Source organism: Salegentibacter holothuriorum, from assembly GCF_900168045.1.
Taxonomy (GTDB): Bacteria; Bacteroidota; Bacteroidia; order Flavobacteriales; family Flavobacteriaceae; genus Salegentibacter; species Salegentibacter holothuriorum.
Genome location: NZ_FUYY01000002.1, coordinates 557305 through 579055, shown reverse-complemented (window position 1 = coordinate 579055; position 21751 = coordinate 557305). Strand labels below are relative to the sequence as shown.

The 21751-nt window shown below is 37.1% G+C and carries 15 protein-coding genes and 1 tRNA gene; 4 read left to right on the top strand and 12 right to left on the bottom strand.

Features of this window, described 5'->3' with window-relative positions; translation table 11 throughout:
* Nucleotides 1–22: 22 nt before the first annotated feature.
* The 8 genes from B5X51_RS06955 to mce form a co-directional block, all read right to left on the bottom strand.
* A complete protein-coding gene (locus B5X51_RS06955; protein WP_079720292.1) occupies nt 23–2704 on the bottom strand; it encodes a phosphoenolpyruvate carboxylase in 2682 nt (893 codons plus the stop codon).
* Between the two features lie 194 nt (nt 2705–2898).
* Entirely contained in the window at nt 2899–3558 is a 660-nt protein-coding gene (locus B5X51_RS06950; RefSeq protein ID WP_079720745.1) for a class I SAM-dependent methyltransferase, read from the bottom strand.
* A gap of 179 nt (nt 3559–3737) precedes the next feature.
* Nucleotides 3738–5147 (bottom strand): phage tail sheath family protein, encoded by a 1410-nt coding sequence (locus B5X51_RS06945; protein ID WP_079720291.1) that lies wholly within the window; start codon nt 5145–5147, stop codon nt 3738–3740.
* Nucleotides 5148–5653: 506 nt separating this feature from the next.
* Nucleotides 5654–6055, bottom strand: coding sequence for a hypothetical protein (locus B5X51_RS06940; protein ID WP_079720289.1), 402 nt, complete (start codon nt 6053–6055; stop codon nt 5654–5656).
* 66 nt (nt 6056–6121) lie between these two features.
* Nucleotides 6122–6580 carry a hypothetical protein gene (locus B5X51_RS06935; RefSeq protein WP_079720288.1) on the bottom strand — a complete coding sequence of 153 codons (459 nt, stop codon included), beginning with the start codon at nt 6578–6580 and terminating at the stop codon, nt 6122–6124.
* A gap of 14 nt (nt 6581–6594) precedes the next feature.
* Complete coding sequence (locus B5X51_RS06930) at nt 6595–6870, bottom strand: hypothetical protein (RefSeq protein WP_079720286.1); 276 nt, start codon at nt 6868–6870, stop codon at nt 6595–6597.
* Nucleotides 6871–7015: 145 nt separating this feature from the next.
* A tRNA-Ile gene (locus B5X51_RS06925) sits at nt 7016–7089 on the bottom strand.
* A gap of 129 nt (nt 7090–7218) precedes the next feature.
* Complete coding sequence (gene mce / locus B5X51_RS06920; RefSeq protein ID WP_079720284.1) at nt 7219–7617, bottom strand: methylmalonyl-CoA epimerase; 399 nt, start codon at nt 7615–7617, stop codon at nt 7219–7221.
* Nucleotides 7618–8086: 469 nt separating this feature from the next.
* Between mce and rbfA the strand changes: the two genes are divergently transcribed.
* Nucleotides 8087–8482 (top strand): 30S ribosome-binding factor RbfA, encoded by a 396-nt coding sequence (gene rbfA / locus B5X51_RS06915; RefSeq protein ID WP_079720282.1) that lies wholly within the window; start codon nt 8087–8089, stop codon nt 8480–8482.
* 1 nt (nt 8483) lies between these two features.
* A complete protein-coding gene (locus B5X51_RS06910; protein WP_079720279.1) occupies nt 8484–9689 on the top strand; it encodes an ABC transporter permease in 1206 nt (401 codons plus the stop codon).
* 729 nt (nt 9690–10418) lie between these two features.
* On the opposite strand, the gene dusB is transcribed toward B5X51_RS06910, so the two are convergent.
* The 4 genes from dusB to B5X51_RS06885 all read right to left on the bottom strand — a co-directional run bounded on the left by dusB (nt 10419) and on the right by B5X51_RS06885 (nt 18296).
* Complete coding sequence (gene dusB / locus B5X51_RS06900; RefSeq protein WP_079720275.1) at nt 10419–11411, bottom strand: tRNA dihydrouridine synthase DusB; 993 nt, start codon at nt 11409–11411, stop codon at nt 10419–10421.
* Between the two features lie 228 nt (nt 11412–11639).
* Nucleotides 11640–14045 carry an outer membrane beta-barrel protein gene (locus B5X51_RS06895; protein WP_079720273.1) on the bottom strand — a complete coding sequence of 802 codons (2406 nt, stop codon included), beginning with the start codon at nt 14043–14045 and terminating at the stop codon, nt 11640–11642.
* Nucleotides 14046–14170: 125 nt separating this feature from the next.
* Nucleotides 14171–17122, bottom strand: coding sequence for a serine hydrolase domain-containing protein (locus B5X51_RS06890; RefSeq protein ID WP_079720271.1), 2952 nt, complete (start codon nt 17120–17122; stop codon nt 14171–14173).
* A gap of 16 nt (nt 17123–17138) precedes the next feature.
* On the bottom strand, nt 17139–18296 hold the full coding sequence (locus B5X51_RS06885; RefSeq protein ID WP_079720269.1) for an acyltransferase family protein: 1158 nt from the start codon (nt 18294–18296) through the stop codon (nt 17139–17141).
* Nucleotides 18297–18512: 216 nt separating this feature from the next.
* Between B5X51_RS06885 and B5X51_RS06880 the strand changes: the two genes are divergently transcribed.
* Nucleotides 18513–19799, top strand: a complete 1287-nt coding sequence (locus B5X51_RS06880; RefSeq protein ID WP_245828712.1) for an ROK family transcriptional regulator — start codon at nt 18513–18515, stop codon at nt 19797–19799.
* 28 nt (nt 19800–19827) lie between these two features.
* Complete coding sequence (nagB, locus tag B5X51_RS06875; protein WP_079720266.1) at nt 19828–21750, top strand: glucosamine-6-phosphate deaminase; 1923 nt, start codon at nt 19828–19830, stop codon at nt 21748–21750.
* Nucleotide 21751: the final 1 nt, after the last annotated feature.

Sequence of the window (21751 nt, the reverse complement as noted above, 5' to 3'; positions counted from 1 at the left end):
AAATCCTTAAAAAACGCTGTTATCAACCGGTATTTTTAAGTCCGCTAGCAAGGGCTGTTGTTATTTCCAGTAAAAGTGTTACCTGGTTACTTTCCTTACGGTCCTTGCTTTCCCTCCATAGATTAAGATTCTTAATTTGCAAATGGTGTAGCGCCATTAAAGCATCTTCTCTTCGGCTAAGGTTGTCCAGCAGACTTTGACGGCGTTCTTCCCTGCTTTCATCAAACATAGCATCTATCTGGGCAAGGCTCTCAGAATGTTCGGTTTTAATAATCTCTGTAAGTTCCTGTCTTACATCTTCGCTCTTAACCAAATCGGCATAAAGACTCATTATAGCTGGCGAAGCATTCATTAGATTAGTCTCCACTTGAATTAGAATATAGCGTAACAAAGGCCATTGTTCAGCAAATTCCTTAAGCTGCATATAGCTCTCATTATCCTCTTTTTTTAGCTTTTGCAGTGCACATCCAATTCCAAACCAACCTGTAATATTAAATCGCGATTGGTTCCAGCTGAAAACCCACGGAATGGCTCGTAAATCTCCCAGGGTTCTTGTACCAGTACGACGTGCAGGGCGAGATCCTATTTTACTTAATTCTAATACATCAATAGGCGTTGCCTCTCCATAAAATTCCAGAAAAGAAGGGTGTTGTATCAAATCCTGATACTTCTCTTGAGAATATTGAGCCAATTTTCGCAAAGCTGCCACAGGGTAAGTGGTTGCGCGCTGTGGAAAGCTGTTATGCCCCGTTTGCAAGGCAGTACCAGAAAGTAACATCTCCAGGTTATAACTCGCTGTAAGTCGGTTTGCAAACTGCTGGGAAATAGTTTCTCCCTGTACTGTTAATTTAATTTCCCCACTTAGGCTTCCGGGCGGCATACTTTCAAGGAAACGGTGATACTTACCTCCACCCCTGCTTATAGTACCTCCAATCCCGTGGAAGAATTTAAAGCGTACATCATTTTCTTTCGCTGTTCTGGTAAGTGCTTCTTCTGCCTGGTAAATATGCCATCTACTGGCAATAATACCTCCGTCTTTATTACTATCGCTATAACCCAGCATTACTTCCTGTACTCCATCTTTACTTTGCTTGTAAGCGGGATGTTTTAGAAAACTATCCATAACTTTATTCGAAACCAACAAGTCGTCAATAGTTTCAAATAAAGGAACTACCTGGAAAGTATTAGAGCTAAGGCCGGCTTCCCTCATAAGCACATACACCAGAAGGAGATCACTTAAACCGCGGGTCATGCTTATTATAAAAGCACCTATTCCCTGGGGACCGTATTTTTCAGAATGATTTCTTACCACACGGTAACAATCCAATACTTTATCTGCTTCCGGTTCAAAAGATTTACCTGCAATGCCAAATGGCCGGTTCGTTTTTAATTCTTCGGTTAAAAATTCAATCTTTTCCTCTTCACTCCAGGTTCTATATTCCGGGAGGTCTGGATAGGTAGCTTTTAAAATTTGCTCCATTGCCTTGTCATGGAATTCACTGTTTTGCCTTATATCTAAACGAGCCAAATGAAACCCAAAACACTGCAGCAAACGTTCTGTTGGAAAAATAAGATCCTCAACAATTCTTTTAGCACCTATTTCCAGTAGGGAGGACTTTAAAACTAGTAAATCTTCAAGAAAATCTTCCGGACTATTATAAATTTCCTGGTTTTGGAAATTTTGCTCTTCCATTGTATTTGTTAACTGCACCAGCATCAACGCCAGGAATTGCCGCCATGGTTCATAAGGGTTTCTTTCCGCAGCCACTTTGCCAGATTCTCCTAATAGGTCCAGCTTATTCTCTATTGCATTATTTAAGATCTCTGGTGTGGGATTTCGTTTTTTTGAAAAGCTAAGATGTGAAACGAGCTCATTTAACTGGCTATAGATTAATTCCAGAGCCGTTTTTCTTTGTTCTACAAGGGTATTTTCGGTGATAGCAGAAGTAACATATGGATGCCCGTCCCGGTCTCCAGCCACCCAGGAGCCAAATTGCAGTCTTGGATAAATAAGTTTTTCGGGATCAAAACCCATTTCAGCCCAGCTTTGCTTAAGTTGAATATCGGTTTTTTTAAGTGCTAAAGGAAAAACCTTACTAAGGTAGTGCACCACGTTATTCCTTTCCTTTTCTACTGTTGGTTTTTCCAGGTAGATCTCCCCGGTTCTCCACCATCTTTCCAGGAGAGTCATAATATCATCGCCAATAAGCTTTCTTTCTGCCGAGGAATAGGCGTTATTTTCCAACTTGATGAGTTTGAGATAGATCTCCCGGTGTAATTCCAGTATAGATATTCTCTTAGCCTCGGTAGGGTGAGCGGTAAGTACAGGAGTCACACTTATTTTCTTCATAATTTCTTGCATCTGGCCCTGGGAAATCCCCTGGGATTTCCATCGTTGAAAGGTCTCGCTCCAGGAACCCCTTATTGCCTGCATTCCATTATTATTCACAAGTTGCCTACGGTATTGTACGGCCGCATTCTCCTCCACCAAATTCATAAGCTGCAAGTACATACTCAAGACCTGCACCTGTTTTTTCTCCAATTTTATATCATCAGGCATCTTGTTTTTAGAGCCATCTGGCGATATTAAATCTACCAGTTCATCTTGTCCAAGCTCTTTCAACACCTGCCGGAAACAGTTGGTTAGGAACTCCATATCTCTCCAAATCTTATCAAAGGAGATAGCATTCGTATTTTGGGCCATTTTTATCAAGTTTTAATTAAAAAATTAAATTAACTAATTGAACAATAATGAAAAAATTAATGAAGTATTAAAATGAGTTAGGCTGATTCAAATCATATTTTAAGTATTGCTGGAATCCCTTAAAAAGACCGGAGGTTAAAATTAAAACTGTGAAAGGCAGCTTAATCTATACATCTAATATCCAGGCCTAAGATTTATACCCCATACAACGTAGTAACTACAAGTCCTTTAAAGTCCCGGGATTGTAAAGATAATAAACACCTTTCTTCCCTGACCTTAAAATTAAACGGAGACGCTAAAAGGTTTACTCCACTTTGCTTTTTTAGCCTGATTCCCTGCCCCGAGATAATATCTTTATTGGGTAGAAAATCTACTTCGGGTAAATGTTCGGTTAGCACTATATATTTAAAATCATATAATTTTTCTACCACACGCCTTATTTCGGCATTAGATAGATGTTGTAACACCTGCCTGAGGATCGCACAATCTCCCGGCGGCAAAGTATCTTTTGCAATATCCAGAGCGTGAAACTCCAAATTCTCAGCTTTAAATTCCTTTTTATTATACGCTATAAGATCTGGAACTATGTCTATCGCGATGTATTTTTTGGTGTACTTTACTAGTTCCTTTCCAATATTAAAATCTCCACACCCCAAATCACAAACTACCGGGGAAGTTTCAAAATCATCTAAAAAAGAAGACAAAGCCTCCAAATACGGATTTACCATTTCAGGATGATGTGAACCTAAACCCGAATAATATAATGACTTGTCCCCGCCCCAAAGCTTGTTCTCATAAATTTGAACCATAGCATCCTTAGTTGGCCAGGGCTTTCTTGATTTTTTCTGCTTCATCATAAAACCAGGGTTAGTTATATCTATTCAAATATACCCATCAATAAGAATAACCTACCAACATGCTTATATTTTAAGCGGTATATTCTTGTAGAAAGTACTGAAACTAGTATTGGACAAATTGTAGGTTTAAGCAATAAAATTGAAGAAAAAGAGATATAAGTATTGTGCTTTAAAATTTAAGAAGTTTTCATCTCACAGGAAATATTAAGAATAGTAAACTCTGCCGGTCTTATTGGGGCCAAACCTATTTGTACAATCATTTTATTTTCTAAAATATCTTGAGAGCTCATGGTTTCATTTAAGCCTACTTTTACAAAAAAGGCATGTTCGGGCTTGGCACCTGCCAGGGCACCTTCCCGCCATAAATTTAGAAGGTAATTTTCAAGCATCGTTTTCACGCTCGCCCAGGTAGGTAATGCATTAGGTTTAAATGCGAATTGTTGTATTGCCTTTTTTGCAGATTCTTCTATGTTTATATATAATCTTTGCATAGAAACATACCTGCTTTCGTTATCGTTACCAGCCAAAGTTCTTGCGCCCCAAACCAAAACTCCCCTACCGGAAAAAGTCCTAATCGCATTTATAGACTTTCCTGCGATAGCATCTATATTAAGGCTTTCTTGTTGATTTTGGGTGATATTTACAGTAGGTTCTATTACCGAATTTAAACTTACATTAGCCGGGGCTTTCCAAACACCCCTTTGGGTATCCACACTCATATACACCCCTGCAATGGCCCCTGATGGCGGCAGACTTATATATTTATTTTTTATTTCATTTTCAAAACCGTGGTACACCAAATGATCCAGGTCTTTTACTTCGCGCAAAGATTTTTTATGGAAGCGAGAATTGACCGGGGAACCAGTATCTTCAATTTTAGTATGGATAATCACAGAGTTTTCCTCATTGGCTGTATAGTTAAAAGCCGTCTTTAATGAAGGATAATAAGCAGCTCCATATTTTAGATAATTTGTCCCGATAGCTTGTCTAAAATCGGTTATAGCCGAAGGGGAATTATTATCATAAACATCACAAATAGTAAACCTATCCCTAAGTTTATGGCACAATGCCAAAGCGTCTTTTACCACAAAGCCATATTCATTTTGGTTAGCCAGGCTTATAGCATCCGGAAAAACAAGAAGGCTAATTTCGTCTATGGTTTCTGTAGCTTTAATACCTCCAAGCAATCCTTCCAGAGGATCTCTTTTTCCAACTTCAATTTTTTCTGCCTTATAATTGCCCACCGAAACTATATAGCAGGGACCACCGCCATTACTAAAGTATAATTCCAGGCTATGGTAAAGTTTAAAAATACCGGGATGGGGGTCGTCTACAGTATAGGTTCTTGAGCTAAGTTTAGCATTGGTAAAAATATCGGTTAATTTAAGGCTAAAAGCTTGCAGGGGTGCACCGCCAAATTTATCTCTATATTCCTGAAGGGAGTTAATTTTGGTAGGAATGTTACGCAGGCTATCCTCTTGGGTATACCCTATAAATGCCGGTATTGCCGAGGGTACACTACTAACCGAAACCGGGAAAGAGGCTGTTTCCTGAAGATACACTCCGGGAGCTTTTGGTGATTTCATATATTTTGGTTTTACAGTCAAAACTTAAGCTTGAATTATTTTTTGTAAAAAATAATGTATTTCAAACCTCAATCTATTCTATGCTTTTCAAGATTCACAAGTTCATTTTACTCCAGACACCTCTTTTTCAAATCTTTAAATATAGCTAAAAGAAATAAAAAAGCTTAATTAAATAACTGCTTTTGAAGGTGCCAATTTTAGGAAAGTTGGAATAATATTATCTCAAAATTTAAATGTCAGGTTTGGAACTGTTCTAAGCGTGTTTCAGAACGCTACACAGACTTTTACACTACTACGGAGTATACAGACAACTTCATGCGTTTAAATGCGGTAATAAAAGAATTTGAGGTTAAAGATCATATAGATCGACCTTTCTACAAATTAAAATGATTGACCTCCCCAGAAAAGCTTTATCTCCCTATCGTCATTTAGATGAAAAAAATAAGAATATCTTCTAAGAGATATGATTCTGATGAATAGAAAGCTTTATTCCTCATTCCAATCAATTATTGTTTGTAACCTTTGAAGTTGCTAATCATTTCATCATTTTCAATCATAATCTTAACTTTATTTCCGGAAAGTTTTTTAATGCAAATTGCGGTAATTAAACCTCGTTTATCTTTAGCTGCGATGTTACATAAAGGTTCGTCCCCAAAATGTTTATAAGGAACATATTTAAAGATTGTCCCATCAGATAATTTCAATTCAAAAGTGTTATCATATTTGATAGTGAAGAAGGCTCTTTCTTCTAATTCTCTTCCATTAATTTCTGTTAACACAAATTTTGGAGGGCGTTGAATTTCATCTGAATTATAATTAATGGTTATCTTGTCTTTTGAAATATCACCAGTAACTGTAGATGTAAAGAAGCTGATAACCATAAATAGATTAATAATAGATAATTTCATAGTTTCTCTGGTTAGTTATTATAAAGTTTATTTTCTTAAACAGGTTAAATAATTTATTTACTTGATTTAAAATCCTTTGATAATATACTTAGTAGCCTCGCCTTTAGATTCATTCCATATGGGATCGTCAGGATGCTTATACGTATCTATAATTTTTTCTTTAGAATAGGGACTGGCAAATTCTCTCCATTTTAAAGTTTTGCTATTTAATTCTAATATTTCATAATACGGATATGCCTCTGTTTCATCCAATACAATTTCATTCTCATACATTCCTTCGCTCCAGAAATAAACACCTTTCGGCATTTGGTCATTTTCTCTCACTCGTAATTTTCCATCCTTGGCAAATCTCAAACTAAGAACTCGATCATTTTTATTAAAAAAAAGGGTGTCAGAAGAATAATTTTCTTGATTAAAATTTATTCTACTGAATAGAATCCATTCCTCCTGGATTAATAAGTCTTCTTGATTTTTGCAACCTATAACTATTACAAAAAGTATAAAAACGAGTATTTTATTTTTCATAGGGTGGGAAAAAATTAATTGTCGATATCTTCTAACCTCTTTTTAATTTTTTTAATTCTATTTTGAATGTATTCAGGATCATCACAGCCGTTTGTAATAAAATAATTACCCATTTCTTCAGCTTTTCTTAATTCTAACACATTAGCGGTATCAACATTATTTCTTATTAAAAGTTTTAGAATACTCTTTTCCGAACCAGGAAGAAAACTATTTGTATTAATTAAAGCTTCAATTTCAACTAAATTTTTATTTCTACAGGAATCACATACAATTTCAAATATTTTTCTCATTTGGTATTATAAAATTATTCTTACGTTTAAATATAGGTTAAAATTCTAAGAGTAGGGAAATTGACTTTGCAACTAATTATACGTCTCCTAGAAATAAAAAAACCCTACAAACGTACTGTCTGTAGGGTTTCTGATGTATTCTCTGTGGTCCCACCTGGGCTCGAACCAGGGACCCCTTGATTATGAGTCAAGTGCTCTAACCAGCTGAGCTATAGGACCAATTCAAGTATTGCAACAATACCCGAATTTTAGGAGTGCAATATTAGTACATATTTTCAATCTCTGCAAGACTAAATCCAATTTTCCTTCATCACTTTTTATTCCGGAGCTGTGCTTTTAGAATTTCGCTTACTTTTCCTGGCATAATTCTACTAAAACCCCGTGGGAACTTTTAGGGTGCATAAAAGCCACCAGCTTATTATCGGCTCCCTCCTTAGGTTTTGTATTTATCAGTTTAAAACCTTCTTTTTCAAGTCGGGCAATTTCAGCTTTAATATTATCTACCGCAAAAGCAAGGTGGTGAATACCTTCACCGCGTTTTTCAATAAACTTTGCGATAGGACTTTCAGGATTTGTGGCGGCGAGTAATTCAATTTTACTATCTCCAATTTTAAAGAAAGAAGTACTCACGCCTTCACTTTCCACGGTTTCGGTTTTATAATGCTTACTCCCTAAAACCGCTTTATAAGTGGCATTTGCTGCTTCAAGATCTTTTACGGCAATTCCAATATGTTCAATTTTCTTCATTTTTAATTTTTTAAGTAGATACAGCAAGTTAAACTTCTAATTTTATATATTCAAAATCGGTAAACTTCTATAATTTAAAAAGAAAACACAACATCTTTACTCCAATAGGTTCGGTATTACTTAGGTTGCTTTTGAATAAGTTCATTTTGGCCTATCAAAAATTTATCGTGAAATTTGAAGTGAAGTTTCCGCAAAATTTTAGGCTGTTTGAGCCAACATAAATTTTCATGTAAGCAGCAGCTTAATTGGCGAGTTCCTAAAATTTAGGAAACGAGCATAAAATTTAGATAAAGATTCGTAAGCCTAGATTTTTTGGCTTGGTTTATCCTGAGCTTAGCCGAAGGGTTTTTCATCAATGGAAAAAATGAACAAGTCAAATATTTAAGAATGGTATAATTCAAAATTAAGACTTGTACGCATAGTTTTTTACATTTAGGAGTATACCAATTTATTATAGTATTTTTGCCCTATGGAAGAGACAAACAGACAAAAGAAAATAGGAGGAGTTTTGCAACGCGATCTAGCCGATATCCTGCAAAAGAACCTTAAAGATGCCGGGAGAACAGGAGTGATTATTTCGGTCTCTAAAGTAAAAGTAACTACAGACCTTTCTATCGCGAAGGCTTATATCAGTATTTTTCCGCCCAAACACGCGCAGGAAGTTATAGAAGAAATAAACCTTGGTAAGTCTAAGATAAAGCACGAAATGGCACAGCGCACTAAACATCAGCTGCGCAGAATGCCGGAAATCAATTATTTTCTGGACGATTCGCTGGAGTATATAGAAAACATAGAAAAGTCTATTAAAGGCGAAGAAGATCCTATAGCAGATCCCGACTTACTGGAGCGCCGGAAAAAATCTTAATTTGAAATTCCCCTTCTACATCGCCAGGCGCTATCTTTTTAGCAAAAGCAGCAATAATGCCATTAATATCATTACCATTATTGCAGCTATAGGCGTATTTGCAGGGGCATTTTCGTTATTTATAGTACTCTCGGGTTTCGCCGGACTCAAAGATTTTAGTCTTTCTTTTTCCAATAAATTTGATCCCGATTTAAAAATATTGCCGTCAAGCGGAAAAACATTGCAAATCCCCGAAGATAAAGCCGAAGCATTAGCTGAAATTGAAGGAATTTCAAGTTTTAGTAAAATCATAGAAGAACGTATTTTTCTGGATTACCGCAATAAGAACCACACGGCGTTTATAAAAGGCGTAGATAAAAATTACCAGCAGGTCACCCAAATAGACAGCGCGATTGCCGGTTCCTGGTTAACCAATAGCGAAGCCCAGGTGGTGGTTGGTAATACCATTTCCAGAAAACTGGGGCTTAGTATTTTTAATTATCAGCATCTATTAAACGTTATGGTACCCCGTCCCGGAAAAGGTCAAATAACCGGCTTAAACCCGGGCCAGGCTTTTAACCAGGAAAAAGTAATTGTTAGCGGAATTTACAGTGTGAACGAAGAATTAGATGATAAATATGTGTTCTCTAATCTTGCTTTTGCACGAAATCTTTTAGAATTGGATGAAAATACTTTTTCTGGTGTAGAAATTAAAATCAGTCCAGATGCTGATGCCGACATAGTTACCGCTGAAATCAAAGAGCTTCTTGGTGATGACATTACTATAAAAAACCGGGCACAACTTAACGAGATGCTCTATAAAATGCTCAATACCGAAAATCTCGCGGTCTACCTTATTTTCACCCTGGTTTTAATTATCGCGCTTTTTAATGTAGCCGGTTCTATAATTATGGTGATCCTGGATAAACGGGAGAATATTAAAACTTTGTTTAATCTTGGTGCTTCTGAGCGCCAGATCAAAAAGATTTTCTTTACCCAGGGAATGCTTATGACGATTATTGGAGGTGCCATAGGCCTATCAGCCGCAATTCTATTGGTCTATCTGCAACTACAATTTAACCTGGTTATGATCACACCAAGCCTACCTTATCCCGTAGCTATTACTTTAGAAAATATCCTAATTGTAATCTTTACCATAGGGATTCTAGGTCTTATCGCTTCTTTTATTGCTGCCGGAAGTAGTAGGAAAGCTTTAAGGGCGGTTTAAAATCCCTCTGGTATTTTAGCTGGCCACGAATACACGAATCTTATAACTTTAAACGCTCCCCTCCTTCTCAAGGAGGGGAATGAATTCAGCGCAGCTGAAGAAAGGGGTGGTTAAACATCCAACAAAATAAAAACACAAAAACTCGGCAACATAAAACCCCTCCGACCTATCGGCCACCTCCCCTTGAAAATAAGGGGAGGAGCTTTATTGTTTCTAAAAACGTATAAATAAAATCGGAATTCATACTTGTTAAATAAGTAGATCCTGAAATAAATTCAGGATGACGGAGATAACGGCTCCCCTCCTTCTCAAGGAGGGGAATGAATTCAGCGTAGCTGAAGAAAGGGGTGGTTAAACATCCAACAAAATAAAAACACAAAAACTCGGCAACATAAAACCCCTCCGACCTATCGGCCACCTCCCCTTGAAAATAAAGGGAGGAGCTTTATTGTTTCTAAAAACGTATAAATAAAATCGGAATTCATACTTGTTAAATAAGTAGATCCTGAAATAAATTCAGGATGACGGAGATAACGGCTCCCCTCCTTCTCAAGGAGGGGAATGAATTCAGCGTAGCTGAAGAAAGGGGTGGTTAAACATCCAACAAAATAAAAACACAAAAACTCGGCAACATAAAACCCCTCCGACCTATCGGCCACCTCCCCTTGAAAATAAGGGGAGGAGCTTTTAATTGTTTAAAAAATTATTGAATTCGTGGCTTAAATTTAATTAAGCAAACTGAAAATCTGAGAAATCTCGCTCAACCTCATCAAATGCAGCAAAAACATCTACAGCATCGTCGCTGGTTACCATTTTCATTCGGTATTCCTTGAAATGAGGAATACCCTTAAAGTAATTGGTATAATGTCTTCGGGTTTCAAAAACACCCAACTTCTCTCCTTTCCAGTCAATCGCCATTTGCAGGTGACGCCTTGCAGCATCTAAACGCTCTATCATTGTTGGAGACGGTAAATGCTCACCGGTTTCAAAATAATGTTTTACTTCTCTAAAAAACCAGGGGTAACCAATAGCAGCACGACCAATCATGGCCCCATCAAGACCAAATTTATCACGCATTTCTACAGCTCTTTCAGGCGTATCTACATCACCATTTCCAAAAACCGGAATATGCATTCGTGGATTGTTCTTTACCTCAGAAATTGGAGCCCAATCGGCTTCGCCTTTATACATTTGTACACGGGTTCTCCCGTGAATAGAAATGGCTTTGCAACCAACATCCTGCAATCTTTCGGCAACCTCAACAATTTTAATGGAATCGTTATCCCAACCCAGGCGGGTTTTTACAGTAATTGGAAGGTTAGTATGCTTTACCATGGCTTCTGTAAGCGAAACCATAAGATCTATATCTTTTAAAATCCCGGCACCGGCACCTTTGGAAACCACTTTTTTAACGGGGCATCCAAAATTAATATCAATAATATCGGGATTAGATTTCTCAACAATTTCTACCGATTGCAGCATAGATTCCAGGTTGGCTCCAAAAATTTGAATACCTACCGGGCGTTCTTTCTCGTAAATATCAAGTTTCATGGTACTTTTCGCTGCATCGCGAATAAGTCCTTCTGAAGAGATAAACTCGGTGTAAACCACATCGGCACCATGCTCCTTGCAAAGCGCGCGGAATGGCGGGTCACTCACATCTTCCATCGGTGCTAACAGCAACGGGAAGTCTCCTACATCTATATTTCCTATTTTAGCCACTTCAGTCTATTTTGGAGTGCAAAAGTACGAAAAAAGTCAGCCCACCCCAACCCTCCCAAAGGGAGAGAGTTAAATCGCTTTTAATCAAAAAACTCGGGGCAAGCCCACGAGGTATGAATTGAAAAAAAAAATTTTGAAATTTCGAGGCAAGCCCCGGGAAATTAAACCCTCTGGAGGGATTAAAATTATAGGAGTGCGCAGAGTTCCCCCTTTGGGGGTTAGGGGGCTTTACAACCTATCCCTTTCAGCGGCGTCTATACTGCGTTGATTGTCTTCCAGTCTAAAGTTTCCGAAGTTATATTTAAATCCAACCCGCACATAACGCATTTCTTCCCGGGCAAAAAAGGAATTATCCTGGTTGAGATATTGGGAGGTTAACCTGGTATTAGTATTGTTAAAAATATCGTTGATATTCAGGCTTAATTCTGCGCGATTGTTCCAAAGTGCTTTCCTGAGCCCGATACTTAAGGTCGAAAAAGGATCAAAATTATAAGATCCGGCAATAAAATCTGAAACATAGGTAAAGCTTAAGTTTCCTGAAAATGTCCCGTCTTGAGAAAGCGTGAAGGCATTATAAAATTGCGCAAATACCGCGTCTATTTCATTAGTAACTTCAACATTATTACTTTCTACCGCTAAAAAGGTATTTTCTTCGTGAAAAAGAGAAGCATACAATTGCGTATACCACCAACCGGTTACGGAACGACCGTGTGTAACATCCAATCCATAACCCTTACTTTCCAGTAAATTAGCCTGCATCCTTCTTATGGTTAGATTTTGATTGTCCTGGAAAGCCAGACTAGCCGGTGACTTCCCATTATCACGATAATATAGATCAAAAAAGTACCGACCCATAAGGGAATAATTAAGATTAAAATTATTACCAATTGCAGCCCTTAGATTAGGGTTACCGGCATTAAAATCGTTTTCATTTAGAAAATACCTGAATGGATTCAAACTTTCATAACGTGGACGCTCAATTCTTCTGCTATAATCCAGTGTAAAACTATGATTATCTGAAGCACGATATTGTAAATAAGCAGTAGGGAATAATTCAAAATATTCCTGAGTATTCAATTTATCGGTTGAAAAAGACATTCCCAAAAGATCGGTATATTCTCCTCTTAAACCCAGCTTTGCGCTCCACTTTTCCCATTCTCTGGAAGCGCTGGCATAAGCAGCATAAACCTTTTCATCATAATGAAATTCATCTGAAAGATTATCATACAAATTTTCCAAACTCTCTGCATCAAAGAAATCGATCCCACTTTCTGAATCTATGCTGGATAATTTAAGTCCGCTTTCAAATGTTGTTTCCCCAAGACTTGTGCTTAAATCTATTTGGGCTGTAAAAATGTTGATATCCTGAATTGCTTCGGTATTAAAAGCAATACTATTTACCATTTCGCCATTTCCGGAAAAATAATTGGTTTCAACCATTTGATCTCGTTCCTGGTCAAATTTGGTAAAATGCGCCCCGGCAGAAATAGTTCCTCCGTTTTCAAAACTATGGGTATAACTTAGGTCTAATGCAATATTGCTATCATCGGTAGTGACATCACTATCGGTTAAAAAATTAGAAAAAGACGTATTTGCCTGTGTTGCAATATCAGTCCTTACTGAATTATTAAAGGTTTTATCGGGAGAAAACAGGAGATTGGAAGAAAAGCTAAGCTTATTTTTTTCATCAAAATCATAGTCCAAAATAATATTGGCATTATGCGCCTGGGAGCGTGTAACACGCTCAAAATCGGTTTGCCATCTTTGGTCAGCTTCAAAATCAGAAGGGAAATTAATGTAGCTATTGTCCCGTTTTATTTCTTTTCGGGGGCTGTAAGTGTAATTTGCAAATACATTTAATTTATCTCCTTTCCAGTAATGACTGGTTCCCATTTGGTACTTTGGAACAATACCCTGTGTGTAAGCTCCTTCTATACTACCTTTATAACCGGGAGAAATGGCCGAAGTGGTATTGATATTTAAAATAGCTCCACCCTCGGCATCATAGCGTGCCGGCGGATTGATAATTACCTCAACCGATTTAATATTTTCTGCGGAATAACTTTGTAAAAGGGTTTGTAACTCATCTGCGGTAAGCTGCACTTTACGATCGTTAATGTAAACTGTTACATTAGAATTTCGCACTTGCAATTGATCCTGGCTCATAATAACGCCGGGGGTTTGGCGCAAAATATCCCAGCTGCTTCCGCTGGAAAGCGTAGAGTTTTCCACATCAAAAGTAATGCGATCTATGCTTCTTGTAATTTTTGGCTTACGGGTTTTAATAGTTACTTCATCTAAATTTGAAGCAACCTCTTTTAAAGTAATTCTTTTTATTTTTTTATCTGAATTCAATGAAATTTCCTGAAGATATTCCTCATAACCAACAAAACTCACTTTTAAGAGATACTCATTAGAAGCAACCTCCTCAAAAGAAAACTCTCCATTATCTTCTGAAATTACACCTTTATAAACTGTAGTAGAATCCTGCGAATCTAATAAAATAACATTGGCAAATGCCACTGGATTATTGGCTTCGGTTACCAATTTTCCTTTTAAACTATACTGTGCAAATAAAGAATTAGTAGATAGGAATAGTAGGGTAATTAGTAGAGGGGGGTAAATTCTGATCATATATTTCGAATGGTTTACGAAAAACTCAAACAAATATATGCTTTAATAAATAATATGTAAAATGTTTAAGGAATCTATTCTGTAATTCAGAATATTTCTTAACAAAAATAATCAAACTCAATCTTTTACTCTTCTATAGCGTCATACAAGACCTGCTGAATATTAGTCCTGGTATTTAGTTGATAGAGCCTTTTATTTTCTCTTGAAGGCAAAACCCGGTTAGACAGAAACAGGTAAAGTAAATCTACTTCTGGATCTACCCAGGCGTAAATTCCTGTAAAACCCGTATGTCCAAAACTGGCTTTGCTTGTATCTTTTGCCGTGTTGCTGCTTTCACCCTTATATTCTAAATAAGGTTTATCAAAACCTATTCCGCGATGGTTGTTATTTTCGGGGAATTGTGCTGCACTCCATTCTTTTAAAGTTTCTTCTTTTATATAACGCTCTCCTGCATATTCTCCCATATTCAGGTACATTTGCATTAATTTTGCAAGATCGTTGGCATTTGAAAAAAGACCGGCATTGGCCGAAACACCACCCATCATAATCGCCCCTTCGTCGTGTACCATTCCATGAATAGCTTTACGGCGAAATAAATAATCGTGTTCTGTAGGTACAATGCTACTTTTATCGAAACGCTCCATAGGATTATAACCTAAAGTTGTGGTGCCAAGTTTATCGTAAAAATTTTCGTTAATATATTCCCTAAAATCTGTCCCGGAAATTTCTTCAACTATATCAGGTAACAAATAAAAAGCCAGGCCCGAGTATTTGTATTTCGCCTCCTCTTCTAACTCAGATTTCTTGATGGCCTTAAACATTTTCTTTTGGTAGTTGCGATGTAGCCATAAATCTTCACTTACTTTAATAGGAAATCTACTTGAAGAATCTTCTTTAAACGTAAACCATTTATAACTGCCGTTATTTCGTTGTGTGTTTTTCCAATAGGCTATCCAGGGTTTAAATCTGGCCTGGTGCGTAAGAATTTGACGAAAAGGAACGCCCGCTTTGTTAGAGTTTTTAAAGTAAGGCAAATATTCATCTATCCCCACCTCTAGATCAAAACTTCCTTCATCCTGCAATTTCATTAAAGCGGGCAAAGCCGAAGATATCTTTGTTACCGAAGCCAGATCATACAAATCGGTTTTTTTCACCTTTACTGTATCGCTGTATTCGTGGAAACCGTAAGCTTTATGCAAGACGATTTTCCCATCTTTAGCGACTAAAATTTGCCCTCCCGGCGTCGCTTTTTTTTTAATAGCTTCCTGCATTAAGGAATCTACACCACCAAAAAGTTTTTCTGAGTTCATGCCGGCATCTTCCGGAAGGGTATATTTAAATCTAATTTTTCCCTTAACGTCCATCCCGTCTCCTGACTTGAATTTTTCTCCAACACTCACAGGAAGTCTTCCATTTGCTCCTACCCCACCAAAAATAAGCTGCGCAGCGAGGTCCTGCGTAGTTTTACTATCCTGGTAAGTTAAGATCAAACCGGCAGCGTTTTCAATCTTATCCAGTTTATTTATAGAATATGGGTTTTTAAAATAACTGAAAATGGTATGTTCATTTTCGGCTAGTTCTGCGATAAAATCTTTTACAGGTTTAGAGAATTTCATCGTATTCCGCGGAAAACGGCTATCGTCATGAACTCCTCCAATTATCAGGTTATATGCTGAAAGTTTTTCTTTGATTTGCGCTATTTCCGAAGCACTTGCACCAGTCTTTAACTGAAAGTTTTTTACTTCGGTATAAAGATTAAGCGTTTTTTGAAATTCTGTTTGTCTGGAAGCTCCAAAAGAAACTGAAGCTATTTTTAAAGTATCCAGCTTTCTTAAAGGTAAAATGCTGTTTTTATTCTTTAATACAGTAAGCGAAGCTTCTACCAGTTTTCTTTTCAAAAACTTTGCTTCAGCCGTATTGATTTCTTTCAGGATATTTTTAGGGCTTTGTGCTTTAAATTTATTTAAACCAACCCATTGTTTTACCGCCAGAATTTTTCTTACCCGTTCGTCTAACTGCTTTTGAGAAATTAAACCTTGTTTAACTGCTTTACTAACTTCATCTATGGCTTTTGGAACATCTTCAGTAAACTCCAAAAGATCGTTACCCGCTAAAATGGCATCTTTATCTACAATACCGGGTTCGTTTCCGGCAGTTACCCCTTTCATATTCATGGCATCGGTCACGATTAAGCCTTCAAAACCTAAACTATCTTTTAGAATACCGGTAATAATAGATTTTGATAATGTAGAAGGCACTCCGGTAGAATCTAGCGAGGGAATATTTAAATGCGCTACCATAACGCCGCCAATTCCAGCATCTATCAATTCTTTAAAAGGATACATTTCTAAGGAGTCCAACCTTTCAAAAGGATGGTTTATTTGTGGAAGTGCATAATGGGAATCGGTATCGGTATCTCCGTGACCCGGAAAATGCTTAGCCGATGTTAATAAATTAGCATCCTGCATTCCGCGCATATAAGCAATTCCTTTTCGGGAAACGTTTTCTTTATCTTCTCCAAAAGAGCGGTAATTAATTACCGGGTTGTTCGGGTTATTATTTACATCTACTACCGGCGCAAAATTAAGATGAAGTCCCGTACGCTTTATTTGGCGCGCAACTTCGCATCCCAGGTCATAAATTAGACTGACGTCCTGGATAGCTCCCAGGGCCATTTGGTAGGGATAACTTATAGTATTGTCCAGGCGCATTCCCAAGCCCCATTCAGCATCTATAGCACCCAATAAAGGAACTTCTGAAGCCAGCTGATAATCGTTCATTAATTTCAACTGCGTTTCAGGATCTCCCTGGAAAAATATTAATCCGCCAACTTTTTGTTCGTTAACCTGTTTTAAAATTTCTTCTTTATGCGCATTCCCCCTGTTAGAATAAGCAGCAACCATAATAAGCTGGGCAATACGCTCTTTTGGCGTAAGCTCTTGCATTATAGAATCTACCCATTTACTATTGGTATATTGAAGAAATTCAGGCGATTTTTTAGCGCTTTCCTGCGCCTGAAGTGTTAAGCCTAAAAAGGCCATTGCAAAGATGAATAAGCGCGATATTTTATTTCTCATTATTCAGAAATTGATTTTATACTTTAATATAGATACGTTTTTTATGTAACCAGTAACCTAGCAACCACATTAGCAACATATAAGAAATGGCAAATAGCAGTGAGGCGTTATAATTGTTTAGCCAGCTAAGATATAAGTTTTCGTAAAGCAAGGGTTTTAAAGACTGGCCGTTAACATAAATAATATTTAAAAGCATAACTACCAGGCCAGACATCACAAAAACAAACAAAGGATTTTTCCCAAAAGCTTCAAAAAACACGGTCCATTTTTTATAACCGAAGATTTCAATAATCAAAATTAATGCTGATAGAACTAAAAGCGTCCAACCTGTACTGTATAATACATAGGAACTACTCCAAATAGGTTTATTAATTGGGAACCAAATATCCCAAATTTGTGCCAACACCAGGATTACGAAGCCATAAACACTAAGCCTAATTATCGTAGAAATATTATTCCCAGATTTTTGTATAAATACGCCTGCCACATAACCTGCAAGTACATTTACAATTGCAGGAAGTGTACTTAATAAGCCCTCGGGATCAAACGGCAACCCATAACCTTTATAAAGATTTGCATCGTTAAATATTAGTTGATCTAACTTTAGTGCAGCATTATGTTCTAATGAAAGCGGATTGGGTTGGTCACCAAAAAACCACATAACTGCCCAATAAGCAAACAATATAAAACTTCCGAAGAGTATAGATTTTTTCAACTTTAAATAATGAAGAATAAGCGACGCGAAAAAATAGCATAGGGCAATACGTTGTAAAACACCCATAATTCGAATATTAGCTAAATTCTTAAAAAGTAGTTCTCCTTCCTGCCTAAAAACAAAGGGAAATGCATTTAAGAAAAGGCCAATAAGAAAAATAAGCGCGGAACGCTTAAATACTTTCTTTAAAAAAACAGCCTCAGAAATACTTTCGTATTTGCGCAAACTAAAACTCATTGCGTTACCAATTACAAATAAAAAAGAAGGAAAAACCCAGTCTGTTGGGGTAAAGCCATCCCAGGGAGCATGCTTAAATGGTGCATAGATATGCGACCAACTGCCAGGTGTATTCACCAATATCATTAATGCTACGGTAAGTCCGCGCAACACATCTAACGCAAGATATCGCTGGCTTTTCACAGTTGTTGATTCCTTAAATAATTTGTTTGTTTCAGTCATTCTTACTTAGAATAATTCTAATTATAGGAAAATAGATTTAAAAATTGTACATTAAACTTAATATATAAAAATATAAATTTTGATTAAATAGTCAATCTTTTATAAAAAAATAGAAAAAGTATTTCTAAAAATAATTTTTTTATCTACTTTTAAATCCAGAATAATTTCATTTTTTAAAAGCTTAGATTTAAATTTTTAATGCTTTTATTTTAAATTATGATAACTCAAACTATGCCAACAGATCTACATCACTTTTTTATAGACGAAAAAAACCTCTCTAAAATCAATAATGTAGAGCGGAAAAAATTTCTTCAAAAATTAAAGATCATTAAACATCTCTTCTTAAATGGGGAGACTTCAAACGCAGAAGTTTGTCAACGTTTTAATGTAAGCTTACCCACTTCAATGTCTCTTTTAAATCAACTTATTGAAGAAGGAATAGTGACAAAAAAAGGACGTGGAAAATCTGAGGGTGGTAGAAAACCAGATCTTTATGGTCTTGTTGAAAACTCATTTTTTGTAGTAAGCATTCACATAGAGCGCTTTAGGATAAAAATAGCTATAATTGATAATAACCATACAATTATTGAAGAAAAATCATGGCCTACAGAAATTTCTTCAGAATCCAATATTGTAGATCTTTTATATGAGTGGAGCCAGGAGCTGCTTAAAGAAGCTAAAATAAAGCAAGACCAAATTATGGGCGTAGGTATAAGTATGCCTGGATTGGTTTCTGCCGATGCCGGTAAAAACTTCACCTATTATTTAAGCGAACAGGAGCCAGAGTCACTTAAATTAAAGTTTGAGAAAAAATTTAAAAAACCGGTGGCCATTTTAAATGATGCCAAGAGTGCTTGTCTAGCCGAATTTCGCTTTGGTAGTGCTAAAAACAAAAACAACGTTCTTGTAATTTCTATGGATTGGGGTATTGGCCTGGGAATTATTATGGGCGGAAGAATGCACTCTGGAGAATCTGGTTTTGCCGGTGAATTTGGCCATATTCCAATGACAGAAGATGGATTGTTATGTCACTGCGGGAAACGTGGTTGCTTAGAAACAGAAGCTTCTGGCCTTGCATTGGTTAGAAAAACAAAAGAAGGCTTAAAAGCCGGGCAAACTTCGGTTTTAAACAATCTTACAAAAGAAGAATTAGAAAAACTGGAACCAGAAACCATTATAGATGCAGCAAATAAAGGAGATCAATTCGCAATCAAAGTTTTATCTGAGATAGGAATTAAACTAGGAAAGGGAATTGCAATTCTAATTCAAATATTTAACCCCGAATTGGTGATTTTGGAAGGGAAAATTGCGGAAGCAGAAAAATTTATTACTACACCAATTCAACAATCTATGAATACCTATTGCATGATGCAGCTTAAGGAACGTACCAGGATAGAGCTTTCTACACTTGGATCACATTCAAGTTTATACGGCGGCACCATAGCAGTAATGGAAAATATTTTTAAAGACCAGGTTAGCCTGGTAAAATCGCATATCAGCTAAATAATAAATTCAATAATCAGCTAAAATTATGGCAAGATTAAATCTTTTAGAAGAAACACGCTTTGAGAAACTACCGGTAAAAGTTTATGAAGATGAACATATTGCCACCAAAAAGGTAGCTAAACGAATTGCCGATCTAATTCGGCGCAAGCAGGATAACAATGAAAATGCCGTTTTGGGCCTTGCAACCGGAGCAACACCGATTGAAGTTTATGGAGAACTAATTAGACTGCATAAAGAAGAAGGCTTAAGTTTTAAAAACGTGATCACTTTTAACCTGGATGAGTATTACCCAATGCTTCCAGATGCCAAGCAGAGCTACGTTAAATTTATGGATGAAAACCTTTTTAATCATATAGATATAAAAAGAGAAAATATCCATATTCCTGATGGAACACTTAACAAAGACGAAATTACTGATTATTGCCTTGCTTACGAGGAAAAAATTGGATCTGTCGGTGGATTGGACCTACAATTATTGGGAATTGGTAGAACAGGACACATTGGTTTTAATGAACCTGGATCTGCACCTAACTCCGGTACACGTTTGGTTACTTTAGACGATTTAACCCGCCGTGATGCATCCCGTGATTTTGGAGGTAAGGAAAATGTACCTACCAAGGCAATAACCATGGGAATTGGTACCATTTTTAAAGCTCGCGAAATCATTTTAATGGCCTGGAGCAAGAAAAAAGCTCCAATTATTAAAAAGGCTGTAGAAGGTGAAATTTCTGGTAATGTGCCGGCAACTTATCTTCAACTTTCAGATAATGTTGAGTTTATCTTAGATAAAGACGCAGCTTCAGAATTAACCAGGTTTGATACACCATGGTTGGTAAAAGACTGCACCTGGGATAAAACCCTTGTTAAAAAAGCAGTAATTTGGCTTTCTTCCGAAGTAGAAAAACCTATTCTAAAACTTACTGATGAAGACTATAATAACAATGGAATGGCACAACTTGCTACCGAGCAAGGCCCTGCTTACCAAATTAATATAGATGTTTTTAACCAGTTACAGCATAGTATAACCGGATGGCCTGGTGGTAAACCAAATGCCGACGATTCTCAGCGCCCAGAGCGTAAAAGCCCTGAAAAGAAACGTGCGCTAATTTTCTCCCCGCATCCTGATGATGATGTTATTTCTATGGGTGGAACTTTTATTAGGCTTGTAGACCAGGGACATGATGTACACGTAGCTTACCAAACCTCAGGAAATACCGCCGTTTGGGATACAGATGTACTGCGTTATGTTGAATTTGCAATAGATTTTAAGAGAAGTACCGGAGAGGATACTGAGAAACTAGAAGCAACTTATGAAAAGATGCGTGCTTTTATTGAAAAGAAAGAGCCTAACGATATAGATCTAGATGAAATAAGAGATGTAAAAGCTTTTATTAGAAAATCTGAAGCAATTGCAGGAGCTCGCTATGCCGGACTTAAAGATAAGAACATTCACTTTATGGCTTTACCGTTCTACGAAACCGGTAAACGCGTAAAAAGCCCGGTTACTGAGAAGGATGTAGAACTCACTATGGAGTTATTGAACGAAGTAAAACCACACCAGGTTTTTGCTGCAGGTGATTTTGCCGATCCTCATGGTACACACATCGTTTGCTTTAGAATAATCCTGGAAGCAATGAAAAGACTTCGAGAAACAGAATCATGGACTAAAGACTGTTGGCTATGGATGTACCGTGGAGCATGGCAGGAATTTGCCGTTCATGAAATAGAAATGGCCGTACCGCTTTCTCCACAGGAAGTTGAGCGAAAGAGAAATGCTATTTATCAACACCAATCACAAAAAGACACGCCTGTTTTTCCGGGTGATGACGAAAGGGAGTTTTGGGTTCGTGCCGAAGAAAGAAACCGCGAGACCGCAGAGAGCTATCACTCTCTTGGATTAGCAAATTATGAGGCTATGGAAGCTTTTGTACGATGGAAATTTGATTAAA